Source organism: Capnocytophaga periodontitidis (assembly GCF_016126015.1).
Lineage (GTDB): Bacteria > Bacteroidota > Bacteroidia > Flavobacteriales > Flavobacteriaceae > Capnocytophaga > Capnocytophaga periodontitidis.
Map to the genome: position 1 here is coordinate 18,339 of NZ_JAEFDB010000015.1, position 12,037 is coordinate 30,375.

13 protein-coding genes are annotated in these 12,037 nt (G+C 36.9%); 6 read left to right on the forward strand and 7 right to left on the reverse strand.

What is annotated here, in order from left to right:
* The first annotated feature begins 57 nt into the window (after nt 1–57).
* The 4 genes from I7X29_RS14085 to I7X29_RS14100 all read left to right on the forward strand — a co-directional run bounded on the left by I7X29_RS14085 (nt 58) and on the right by I7X29_RS14100 (nt 4,458).
* Nucleotides 58–1,239: a C1 family peptidase gene (locus I7X29_RS14085; protein ID WP_198475585.1), complete on the forward strand. Its 1,182-nt coding sequence runs from the start codon at nt 58–60 to the stop codon at nt 1,237–1,239.
* A 66-nt stretch (nt 1,240–1,305) separates the two neighbouring features.
* Nucleotides 1,306–1,533 carry a hypothetical protein gene (locus I7X29_RS14090; protein ID WP_034555649.1) on the forward strand — a complete coding sequence of 76 codons (228 nt, stop codon included), beginning with the start codon at nt 1,306–1,308 and terminating at the stop codon, nt 1,531–1,533.
* Nucleotides 1,520–1,819, forward strand: a complete 300-nt coding sequence (locus I7X29_RS14095; RefSeq protein WP_009413307.1) for a hypothetical protein — start codon at nt 1,520–1,522, stop codon at nt 1,817–1,819. The genes I7X29_RS14090 and I7X29_RS14095 overlap by 14 nt, the downstream gene beginning before the upstream one ends.
* 290 nt (nt 1,820–2,109) lie before the next feature.
* Nucleotides 2,110–4,458, forward strand: coding sequence for an outer membrane beta-barrel family protein (locus tag I7X29_RS14100; RefSeq protein ID WP_198475587.1), 2,349 nt, complete (start codon nt 2,110–2,112; stop codon nt 4,456–4,458).
* A gap of 113 nt (nt 4,459–4,571) precedes the next feature.
* Here I7X29_RS14100 and I7X29_RS14105 read toward each other — a convergent pair whose 3' ends face one another.
* The 3 genes from I7X29_RS14105 to I7X29_RS14115 form a co-directional block, all read right to left on the reverse strand.
* Nucleotides 4,572–4,949 (reverse strand): RidA family protein, encoded by a 378-nt coding sequence (locus I7X29_RS14105; protein ID WP_009413305.1) that lies wholly within the window; start codon nt 4,947–4,949, stop codon nt 4,572–4,574.
* A gap of 7 nt (nt 4,950–4,956) precedes the next feature.
* The gene (locus tag I7X29_RS14110; RefSeq protein ID WP_198475589.1) at nt 4,957–6,669 is read right to left on the reverse strand and encodes a M23 family metallopeptidase; all 1,713 of its coding nucleotides are present in this window, start codon (nt 6,667–6,669) and stop codon (nt 4,957–4,959) included.
* Nucleotides 6,670–6,831: 162 nt separating this feature from the next.
* Complete coding sequence (locus tag I7X29_RS14115) at nt 6,832–7,539, reverse strand: metal-dependent hydrolase (RefSeq protein WP_198467541.1); 708 nt, start codon at nt 7,537–7,539, stop codon at nt 6,832–6,834.
* 139 nt (nt 7,540–7,678) lie between these two features.
* On the opposite strand from I7X29_RS14115, the gene def reads away from it, so the two are divergent.
* On the forward strand, nt 7,679–8,260 hold the full coding sequence (gene def / locus I7X29_RS14120) for a peptide deformylase (protein ID WP_198475592.1): 582 nt from the start codon (nt 7,679–7,681) through the stop codon (nt 8,258–8,260).
* 24 nt (nt 8,261–8,284) lie between these two features.
* Complete coding sequence (locus I7X29_RS14125) at nt 8,285–8,701, forward strand: DUF5606 family protein (RefSeq protein ID WP_009413300.1); 417 nt, start codon at nt 8,285–8,287, stop codon at nt 8,699–8,701.
* Between the two features lie 86 nt (nt 8,702–8,787).
* On the opposite strand, the gene rpmF is transcribed toward I7X29_RS14125, so the two are convergent.
* The 4 genes from rpmF to I7X29_RS14145 form a co-directional block, all read right to left on the reverse strand.
* Nucleotides 8,788–8,982, reverse strand: coding sequence for a 50S ribosomal protein L32 (gene rpmF / locus I7X29_RS14130; protein ID WP_009413299.1), 195 nt, complete (start codon nt 8,980–8,982; stop codon nt 8,788–8,790).
* A gap of 10 nt (nt 8,983–8,992) precedes the next feature.
* Entirely contained in the window at nt 8,993–9,526 is a 534-nt protein-coding gene (locus I7X29_RS14135; protein WP_198475594.1) for a YceD family protein, read from the reverse strand.
* 90 nt (nt 9,527–9,616) lie between these two features.
* Nucleotides 9,617–10,372, reverse strand: coding sequence for a response regulator transcription factor (locus I7X29_RS14140; protein ID WP_009413297.1), 756 nt, complete (start codon nt 10,370–10,372; stop codon nt 9,617–9,619).
* A gap of 45 nt (nt 10,373–10,417) precedes the next feature.
* Nucleotides 10,418–11,965, reverse strand: coding sequence for a sensor histidine kinase (locus tag I7X29_RS14145; protein WP_198475596.1), 1,548 nt, complete (start codon nt 11,963–11,965; stop codon nt 10,418–10,420).
* Nucleotides 11,966–12,037 lie beyond the last annotated feature (72 nt).

The following is a 12,037-nucleotide window of genomic DNA, read 5'->3' on the forward strand; positions in this document are numbered from 1 at the left end:
ATTTGCTATTCTGCTAATTCTTTCATACCTTTGCGCTTCATTATTAAGTATTCTTTTATGAAAAACATTACATTATTTGTAGCACTATCTTCCTTTTTTATAGGAACTGCACAGGACGACCTTATCAAATCGGTAGCTGGTAACCACTCAGAAAACGCTGGTTTTAAGTTTACTACCGTTATCAACCTCGAACGCACCGACGTGAAAGACCAAGGTAGCAGCGGCACTTGCTGGAGCTATGCAGGGGCTTCGTTTATAGAAAGTGAAATGAAGCGTATGGGCAAAAAGCCTATCGACCTTGCCGAAATCTTCACTGCTCGCAATTGCTATATCGAAAAAGCTAAACAATATGTGCGTATGCACGGCAATTTAGATTACGGACAAGGAGGTGAACTCCACGATGTAATCAATATGTACGCCAAATATGGCGCTGTACCTCAAAATATTTATACAGGTTTGAACTACGGTACTACTCGTAATGATTTTGGTGAACTGCACGCTATCTTGAAAGGATTTCTTCAAGGAATGCTAAAGAACGCAGAGAAAAAGAATAAACTCACTCCTAATTGGTTACCTGCTTTCACAGCGACCATCGATGCCTATTTAGGTGCAGTACCCGAAAGTTTTATGTATGAAGGCAAAAAATATACTCCTCAGAGCTTTGCTAAAGAGCGCGTAGGTATCAATCCTGCCGACTATATAGAAATGGTATCGTATGCCGACCAACCTAAATACCAAAACGTATTTATGGCAGTACCCGATAACTGGAGCTTTGATTATGCTTACAATATCGCAATGACCGACCTTACAAAAACCATTGACAACGCTCTTAAAAAAGGTTATACTGTAGCGTGGGCAGCCGATGTGAGTGAGCGTTATTTCAGTTGGAAAAACGGAGTGGCTTTTGTGCCCGAAAAAGAAGTGAGTGAGATGAGTAACGAGGAAGCCTTGTATCTTTTTTCTAATCCTCCTACTGCCGAAAGAACTATCACCCCCGAGATGCGTCAGCGTGATTTTGACAACTATCAAACCACTGATGACCACGCAATGCACATCGTAGGGCTTGCCAAAGACCAAAATGGACGTGAGTACTACATCGTGAAAAACTCTTGGGGCTTGCGCAACGACTATGAAGGCTACTTGTATGTAACTAAAGCTTTTGTAGAGTTCAAAACAACTGCCATTATGCTTCACAAAGGCGGAGTGCCTAACGATATCCTCAAAGGGTGGAAAAAGTAGTATTAGTAATGCGAACTTGTTAATTAGCAATTATTTTATACTTTTGCCTTTAAATACAAAATGTTTATGGAAACACTCACTATTAAACCTCCTAAAGGAGTTACTCTAAATGATGCAAGAATAGCTCTTGAACGACTCAATTTTGAAATAGTAGAGAATCAGGAGTACACAATTTCTGATAGTTACAAAAATGAGTTGCACGATCGTTTAAGAGAATGGGAATTATCTCCAGAAACCGGAATCTCTTTAGATGAAGCCAGAAGATTGGCTTACGAAAAATATGGAAGAATATGAAGTAATACTCTCTTCATTAGCTAATAAAGAATGGCTGAAAGTCATTGATTGGTATAATGATAAAAGAGAAGGACTCGGTTTTGAAGTTTTTGACGAGATAGATGAATATTTGAAAAGGTTAAAAACATTACCTTATATAAATCGAATAGTAGAAGGTGAGATTAGATTATCAACTACTCCAAGATTTCATTTTGGAATATTCTATACTGTGAAAACAAATACTGTTTTTGTGATAGGTATACACAATCTAAGAGAGGACTACCAAGATATTTTGAGAAGAATATAATTTTTTTCTTCTTCTTATTTAAGAAACATTTAAACACTATTTGAAAGAAACAGAAAAAATACTTACATAAAGACATAAATTAGCGTTTCACTTTACAATTTCCTGTCATAGAAAACGACCATTTTTTAATGTTATGGGGAAACTAAAAGTGGAAATGCCTGCACTATAGCGTGGGCATTTCTTTTTACTTTTGCAGTGTGCCTTTAGTCGGGCTTCTATGAGAAAGTAATAGGGAATGTGCTCACGCTTTTTTTAAGTGCTTATGTAAAATAAGAAATGATGAAATAATAATGAAAAGGAGTATTTTATTCTTAGTATTATGCTTTCCCTTATACATATTTTCACAATATCGTGTTACAGGGATTTTAATTAGTAATAACCAAATAGTAGCTAATTGTACTGTTAAATTGCTCTCACAAGACAAGGTATTACAAACAACTGCTTCAGATGAAAAGGGTACTTTTTCTTTTGAAAACCTTTCAGCAGGGCAATACCAGCTAAATGTGGTTTCTATTTTCTATGAGCCTTTTCAGCAAGAGCTAATGGTAGATAAGAATATCGCATTAGGCAATATTGTGATTACCGAGAAAGTAGAAAACCTTAAAGAAGTAACCGTTACTGGTCGGAAAAATCCTGTTATCCCTACTCAAACGGGCTCACTTATTGAAGTAACAGGCACACGGCTCGCCTATCGTTCTGCGGTGACCGATATTTTAGAGTATGCTCCCAGCATCTCCACTACTAATGGCTTGAAAATCTATGGCAATGACGATATTTTAATAATGCTCGACGGTAAGGAATTACACATCGATAAAGATAAAATAGCGTCTTTCTTAGATAAAATACCCGTCAAGAGTATAAAAAGTATTGAAGTAGTTGATAAAATTGATGCTAGTATCGATAGCTCAAAAGTGGGTATCATAAAAATAACGACTATTGCAAAATACGGCTGGGTAGACTCGTTAAGTCACAACTTTCTGTACAAACAAAAATTAGGCTATAACGATGATGTAAACCTGTTTTATTCTACTGATAAATATCGTCTTTTTACTAACCTATACCACGAACGACATCACACCTTTAGCAATACAGAGGAGCAATCTCTCTTGAAAAATAGTAATACACTTTATCAAAGTACTTCCGATAGACAGTTAAAACGAAAAGCAAACGGGATAACATTAGGAGCAGATTACTATTTCAATAAAAAATCGACTCTTAGCTTTCTGTATATCTATAATTATGATGCCGATGCTGATAATGAATACAACATATTAGCTAATGTGTATAATAACAATGTGCTCAACCATCATTTTACTACGAACAGAAAATGGGACGCCATATCTAATGACCACTCTTTCTCACTGAACTTCGACCATACTACTGACTCCTTAGGTTCAAATATCAAAATAGCCTTAGACTTGGTTAAGAAAAAGTATGAAAGTCCTCTTACTGAAAAAGATATTTATTACCGCATAGTAACTACCGAAGAAAATACTGAGCAAGATTCATACTCTTACAGCGATGTTTACGCCTTCAAAACTACTTGGAGTAAGTTTTTTACCTCTAAATACCCTTCAGAAAAGCAGAACTTAGTGCTTGGATTGCGTTATTCATTGGTAGACAATCAAGATGAGTTTGCTTATTTTGATATTTTGCCTACCCAGAAGTTAAAAAACGCTACTCTTTCTAATGATTTCTTCTTCAAAGAACACATTTTCGCCACTTTTGCCAATTACGCCTTCCCTCTTACTGAAAAATCAAAGTTCTCAGTGGGCTTACGTTCTGAATATAATTACAATACGTTTAACAATCACTTAGATAATTTCCATAACGACAACACACAATGGTCACTCAATGCCCTCTATACTACCAAGCTCGGCAAAGAAACCTTCTTCTTTTCTGCTCGCCGATGGTTCAGCAGGGTGAATTACAGTCTGTTTAACCCTACCTATATCAAAAGTTCTCCTACCGATGCCTATACAGGTAATAAAGATTTAAGTCCCATAGAAGGATATACGTTGCAATCGGGTTATAGGTGGAAAAAAGTAGATATGGCTGTGGCTTACCGTTATTTCGAAAAAAATGTGCTTAACATTCCTACCGCTATTGCTGGCGTAATAACTACTCGCCCCGAGAATGTAGGTTATAAAAACGATGTATATTTGTTCCTATCCCGTTTTACTAAGTTCACCGATTGGTGGGAGTGCAATGCAAAATTCACAGGGGGGTATTTTAACTTCAAGTATTTAGGGAATGCTTTCAACTCCTTATATGCCGAGTTTTACACCTCACAGCGCTTTTACCTCCCCAAAGATATCGAAGCTTCTCTTACTTACCAATATATCTCAACCAATAAGAGTTTGTATACCAAAAACTATTACAATCACCAGCTCAACTTTAGCCTAATGATTCCTTTTTCAAGCTCATTTAGGTTAAAAGCCTTTGTAACTGATATATTGAAGACCTCTCGTTCTAAAAGTGAATATGATTTTAATGGTATTTATAACACATTATATTCAACCATTAACAGTCGTCAGTTTGGTATAGGTATTAGCTATGATTTTGCCAAAGGTAAAGAAGTGAATGACAATATAAGAAACACAGGGGTAGAAGACGAGAAAAACAGACTATTGAAGTAATACTATGAAAATCTAAAACATCAATTTGTGATATAGTTTTTTTATCAAATTGATCATAAAAAAAGCTGTATAGTATTTTGCTATACAGCTTTTTTTGTCTCTACACGGCATTACTACAATACAGCAATGCAAGAAATTTCTACTTCTACGGCTTTAGGCAATTGAGCTACTTGCACAGTTTCGCGTGCAGGTGCTGTTGCCTCGTTGAAATAGCGTGCATATACGCCATTTACTTGCGCAAATTGCCCCATATCGGCTAAGAAAATAGTGGTTTTTACTACATTCTCAAAAGTAGCTCCTGCCTCGGTGAGGATAGCTTTGAGGTTTTCCATTACTTGCTCGGTGGCAGCTTCTATGCCTTTTACTACTTCACCTGTCGCAGGATTCACAGGTATTTGTCCTGATACGTAGAGTGTGTTGCCAGCTTTTACCGCTTGTGTGTAAGGTCCGATGGGCGCTGGCGCTTTTTCTGTAAAAATGATATGTTTCATATAGCTATTAGTTATTAGTCGTTAGTTTGGTAAAGTTTGCTTTTAGAGTTCCTACGTTGCCTACTTTATCTTTGGCATTTACGATAAGCTCGTATTTATCAGTTTTAGTAGTATCAATATCACTAAAATGGAAAGTAAGGCATTTGTTTTTGGGTTCGTATTCAAAAAGTATCCACTCGCCATTGAGGGTCGCTGAACAAGAGGAAAAGCCACTGAAATTATCGCTTACTAAAATTTTGAGAGTATCGGCTTTTACAATGCCACCATTTTTGAAATTCACAGCTTTGAGAGTGGGAGCAGTTACATCTTTTCGCAAGGTGAAAGTGCCAAAATTGCGCACACGGGCTGTAAATACACCATCTTTATAAATAGTAGGCTCGTAACTACCGCCACGCGAAAGGAACATTTTGCTGGCTTCTTCGGGGGTATAACTATCGTCTTTGATGGTTACAGTAAAGTATTTCTGAGCAGGAATGCGGTAATCACCTACGGTAATAGAATCTTTTTTGCTGGTGATGAGCATTTGTACATCCTCATAAAGGGTATTTTCAGGTAAATAAACACTACCGTGTTCTAATTCATAGTAGTTATCGCGAGTAGCTACCACCTGTTTGTTGCCTTTAGGTTCTGGTCGAGGTGTTTTTAGTATTTCGCGTTTGCCCTCTATAGGGATATTTATTGTAGTAGTATTCCCTTTGAAATCTTCGGCTATAATAGTAGCAGTGTATTGTTTACCTTCTTCTATGGTAAGATACCCAAAATTGCTTTTGGTAGGAGGGATAGGGTAGACGTCTAAACGGTTGTTAGGCAGCTTGTAAAGGCGTTGTACCATACCTCTTTTTTGAGTATACATCTCGTAGTCTATCAGGGCGTTGAGGTAGCGAGTATCGTTGTAATTCACCTTGTTTAAAACAGTTTGGAACTGCACCTCTCCGTTGAGCAGGAGAGTTACTTTGTAGATGCCATTTCGGTGCATTGTTTCATTTTGGCGGTCGAAACCTTGAATACCAAACCCAATAGTACCAATAGCACTGATATTATCGGCGAGGTAAGTGTGATCGGCTTGTAAAGTTTTATTGATTTGTCGGGGGAGTTGAGTGCTTTCTATTTGAGCATCTTTTCCGAGTGAATAACCATAGAGGTGTATGATTTCGGGAGGAGTGGTATCTTCAATGAGGTCTTTAAAGCCAAAGAGTAGTGGATTCCAGCCATTGTCGCTGGTATCGCGCACCTCGAAGTGTAAGTGAGGTCCTTGGCTACCCCCTGTGTTGCCACTGAGGGCTACCCAATCACCTTGTGCTACGGGAAATTGTTTTTCGTCGAGGATAATATCAATGTCGTAAGTTTGTTGTGCATATTGTTTTTGTTTTACGAAAGCTTCTACTTCGGGAGCGTATTTTTGCAAGTGTCCATAAGTGGTTACATAGCCGCTGGGGTGGGTGATATACAGCATTTTACCATAGCCATACGGACTTACTTTGATACGAGAAATATAGCCTTTATCGGCAGCCAAAACTTGTAACCCCTCGCGACCTTCAGTTTTTAGATCGATACCGCCGTGGAAGTGATTAGGGCGCAATTCGGCAAAAGTACCTGCGAGTAAAGGTTTAGTATTCAGAGGAATGATAGGTTTAAATTCTTGACCTTTTAAGGTAAGAGGTAAGGAGTAAGAAATAAGAGATAAGAGGATAGTTAAGTGATAAGTGATAAGTTTTTTCATTCTTTGCTAATAAAAGTTTTGCATATAAAACGGCGCAAAAGTAAGAATAATTTGTCAATTAGCCAATTTGTCGATTCGTCAATTTGTAAAATGTACAAAAAAACTTTGTTGAAATCTCTAAATTTCAACAAAGTTTAATAGTTATTATTTGACACTTAATACCTACAAGGTACTAATATTTAAATCTTTTAAATCTAAAGAAGCCCCTATTTCTAAGAGGTGAAGGCGACGATGGTCGTCTTTGAATTTGCGTTTAGCAGCTTCTTTATCAATTTTGATTACAGGGAAAGTGTCGTAATGCACGCCCAACACATTGCCTACTTCTACAAAGCGAGCCGCTGTAAGGGCATCGCGTACCCCCATTGTATAGTTGTTACCGATGGGGAAAATTGCCAGATTTACCTTGTATTGGTGGGGGATAATTTTCATATCGTAGTGTAAGGCGGTATCTCCTGAAATGTAGATAGTATCATCGTTGTAATCAATCAAAAAACCAGCAGGATTGCCTCCATAAGAACCATCGGGGAAAGATGAAGAATGTTCAGCTTTGATCATCTTGATTTTCACTTTGCCATCTACAAATCGGTGAGAGCCACCGAGGTTCATAGCGTGACCGCTAAGCCCTAATTTTTCGTAGTGAGCGAGAATTTCGGGATTGGTAATCAGTTGAGCACCTGTGCGTTTGGCAATAGCTTCTACATCGGCAATGTGGTCGCCGTGGGCGTGGGTGATGAGGATGTAATCTGCTTTGATAGAGTTTATATCAATGTGTGAAGCCAAAGGGTTAGGGCTAATAAAAGGGTCTACAAGAAAGTGAGTCCCATCAATGTTTATATTCACGCAAGCGTGACCTAAATAAGTTACTTTCATAATGAATTTTTTTATAGGTTATCAATAAGGCAAAGGTAGTGAATTATTTTTAAAGTGCAAAATAATTTAATAATTGGCCGAATTGGCTAATTAGCAAATTATTCTTATCTTTGCCCCCGCAAAATAAAAAAATATCACAATGGTTTTACCTATTATAGGATACGGCGACCCAGTGCTCAGGAAAGTAGGGGAGGATATTACTCCTGATTACCCCGAGCTTAAAGCGCTTATCGCCAATATGTACGACACTATGCGTCACGCTTATGGTGTAGGCTTAGCTGCCCCACAAGTAGGGCTTGCTATACGTTTGTTTGTAGTTGATGCCTCTCCGTTTGCTGAGGATGACGACTTAACCCCTGAAGAACAAGCGTTTTTGAAAACCTTCCAAAAGACTTTTATCAATGCCAAAATCACTGAAGAAACAGGTGATAAATGGAATTTCAATGAGGGTTGCCTCAGTATTCCAGGGGTACGTGAAGACGTGAACCGCCACAAGCAAATCACTATTGAATACCTTGACGAGGATTTCAAGCCTCAAACACTGACTCTTGATGGTTTGGCAGCGCGTATTGTTCAGCACGAGTACGACCATATAGAAGGCATATTGTTTACAGATAAACTTTCGGCTTTTAAAAAACAGCTTATCAAAAGCAAGCTGAACAATATTATGAAAGGAAATGTGAAGGTAGATTACAGAATGAAATTTTTAAATGCTAAGTAAATAATCAATATTAAAAATATAAAAATGAATTTAACAAAAATACTTGCCATATCGGGGAAACCAGGTTTGTATCATTTAGAAACGCAAACGCGTTCAGGATTTTTAGCTACTTCTTTAGCCGATGATAAACGCATTTCGGTAGGGATTCGCAATAATGTGAGCTTGTTATCAGAAATAGCTATTTACACTATGGAAAAGGAAGTGCCTTTAAGTGAAGTGTTTGAAAGTATGAAAACTTTAGAAGGAGGCAAAGAAGCAAGTATATCAGCAAAATCGGATGGGGCTACTTTAGAATCTTATTTTGCCAAAGTACTTCCTAACTACGATCGCGACCGTGTATATGCGAGTGATATTAAGAAAGTAATACAATGGTATAATCTTCTGCTCAACAAAGGATTTTTAGAAGAAGAACCTTCTACAACTACTAAAGAAGAAGCATAAAAAAAATAGGCTGTGAGGATTAATCTTACAGCCTATTTTTTATTTAAACTTCATTTTTGTATGAGAGTTCATCTTCTACTTACTGATTATTCAGCTTTTTCAGTGTTATCGATAAGCACTTGTCCACGGTAGTAAAGTTTACCTTCATGCCAGTGAGCACGGTGGTACAAGTGGTTTTCGCCTGTTGTAGGGTCTTTTGCAATTTGTGGAAGTACTGCTACGTCGTGAGTTCTTCTCTTATCTCTTCTTGTTTTTGATTGTCTTCGCTTAGGATGTGCCATTGCTTAATATTTATTTATCAGTTATTAATTTTTTTAAACTTTCCCATCGTGGGTCTATAGCTTCGGGGGCTATATGGTTTTCTTTTGGGGCTAATGCTTCAAGTTTATCTAAAATTTCGGAGTGCATTGAACCATTGAGTACATCAGGGTGTACACGTTTTGCTGGAATTGATAATACGATGAGCTCATAGAGGTATTGTGCTATCTCTATTTGATGTTCGCCGTGAGGGAGTATCAGCAGCTCTTCGTCGTCATCATTATATTCTTCACCGAATTTTACTACTAAGAACAATTCACCAGATACAGGTAGATTGAAAGGTTCATTAGAAACATCACAATTTACATTCACTGTTCCACTATTGTGGAAGTGCAACTCCATAAGGTTGCTTTTTTTTTCTAAATCTACAGTGATAGTTTGTTGAGTATCGTTTATTTCATCAAAACTAAAAAGTTCTAAAAACTTTCTATCAATGGTATAAACAAACTGATGTTTTCCTTGTTTTAAGCCAGCAAAAGAAATGGTGTAATCTTTTAACTTTCTCATTATCTATAAGTTCAGCGATTGATTGCCTACCTTTTGAGGCGCAAAGGTAAGAATTTTCGGTGAACTACCAAAAAAAAAGTAAAAAAGTTCCTAAATAAAGCCGTCAGCATCTTTGTTGGCAACCAATCTAAAACCTTCACCGTGGATGTTTAGAATTTCTACTTTTTCATCTTTTTTGAGTAATTTTCTCAGTTTAGCAATATATACGTCCATACTGCGAGATGTGAAATAGTTGTCGTCTTTCCATATTTTAGAAAGGGCGAGTTCTCGTGACATAAAATCGTCGGTATGTAGAGCGAGGAGGCGCAATAGTTCATTCTCTTTAGGAGAGAGTTTCATAGGTTCTTCGTCCTTGTATTTAAGAATACGCAATTTAGTATTGAGGAAGAAATTGCCTATTTCAAACTCAAACTTATTGTTATCGACCATAGTCTCAATGTTTTTACGTTGTAACATTGAGCGTATTTTCATCAAGAGAATTTCGGAATCAAAAGGTTTGTTGAGGTAGTCGTCGCCGCCAGATTTGTATCCTTTGATTACATCTTCGCGCATAGTACGAGCTGTAAGGAAAATGATAGGGATTTTTTCATTTTTCTCACGGATTTCTCTTGCGAGCGTAAATCCATCTTTGTAAGGCATCATCACGTCGAGGATGCACATATCAAAGAGTTCTTTTTTGAAAAGCTCAAAGCCTTCCATACCATTTTTGGCTAATGTAACATCGAAACCGCTCATTACTAAGTAGTCTTTGAGTACTGTACCAAAGTTAGGGTCGTCTTCCACTAAGAGGATACGTTTATCTTCAGAGGAGGGTTTGGCAGAGTAATAGTTTCCGTTCATATTCATTTTTTTATTTGTTTTTAGTTATTTTTTGAGCTTATTTTAAAGCACTTATATTACAGGTAGCTTAATAAAGAAAGTAGAGCCTTTTCCTTTTTCGCTTTCTACATAAATACTTCCTTGATGGTATTCTACGATACTTTTTACATAAGCAAGTCCTAAACCGTGCCCTTTTACGTTGTGTAAGTCGCCAGTGTGTTCTCTATAGAATTTATCGAAAATGTATTTAGCGGCTTGTTTACTCATTCCTTGACCTTTGTCCTTAATGCGGATAAGGATTCTATTTTTGATATTTTCTGTATAGATATCTATTACAGGAGCTTCTGGTGAATATTTGATAGCGTTTTCAATTACATTTACAAATACATTGGTAAGGTGAGATTCATTAGCTGATATGTCGCTATTATCTGCCAAAAAGTGAGTGCGTATCAATCCATTACGTTCGTTGAGCATCACTTGTACGTGGCTAATAGCATTTGTGATAAGGTCGTGCACATCTAAAGGTTCACGTTCTAATTGCAAATTGCCTTTTTCGAGGCGGGATATTTGCAAGATATTTTCAACTTGTGCGAGCATTCGTTTGTTCTCTTGTTTGAGGATTTTCACGTAATGCATTACCTTGTCGGGGTCGTTTAATGCAATAGGGCTCTTGAGCGTATCGAGTACTAAGTTCATTGTAGCGATAGGTGTTTTGAACTCGTGAGTCATATTGTTGATAAAGTCTGTTTTTATTTCTGAAATGCGGCGTTGAGTAATCAGTTGGTTTAGTGTAATGATAAACACCGCTATAATAATGAGCATAAAAACAGTAGAGAGGCTTGCTATACCTATAATTGACGATAAAACAAAGCGTTCTCGTTGAGGGAATACTACAGCTAATTCATAGAGAGAATCATCATTGCTATTGGCGCCAAAGAGCAATGTTCTGTACTCTCTGGTCTCATTGGGTTCAAAGTATTTAGAATGTACTTTTGAGAGTACGTTTTTATTGTATATAGCAAACTCAAAGTGCAATTTGAGTCCTCTTTTTTCCAATCGTTGTTGGATGAGTTTTTGTATTTGAATAATTGATACGCGTTCGCTTATGGATTGTTGACGGATGATGTTTTTGAAAGATTCTTCAATCATCAAACGTTCTATTTTAGGTAAATTGCTCAATTTTTCATAGGCATTTACCAAATATGGATTGGTGTCTAATTTTTGTATTTTTGGATTGTAGTCTAAGTAATGATTGTTAAACGAATGAGGAGTAGTTGTTATAGGTAGTTCATAATCTTCATCTAAAACGCCGTGGTTATAAGCAAAATTTTCCTTGTTGTCTTTGTAATTTTGTATATAAACAAAGTCATGCAAGAGAGGGTCTTTAAGCTTAAGGGTACTATCGTTTTCTCTTAAAAAGATGATTTGAGCTACGTATTTATCTACTTCATCTTGCTCTATTTGCCTTGCTACATTATTGAGAACCTGCTGAATAGAATAAGTAAAAGCTTCTTCTTTATCGTCGATCGCCATCTTAATCCAATACCCTTGAATAAAGATAATTCCTACAAGTGATAAGCTTGTAAGTATTAGAGCTATTATGTATAAACGTCTATTCATCGCGCAAAGTTAATACAAAATATTAAAAAAACAATAATAAGTCTTAAAAAAACTTTTGTCATAGAACAAAAT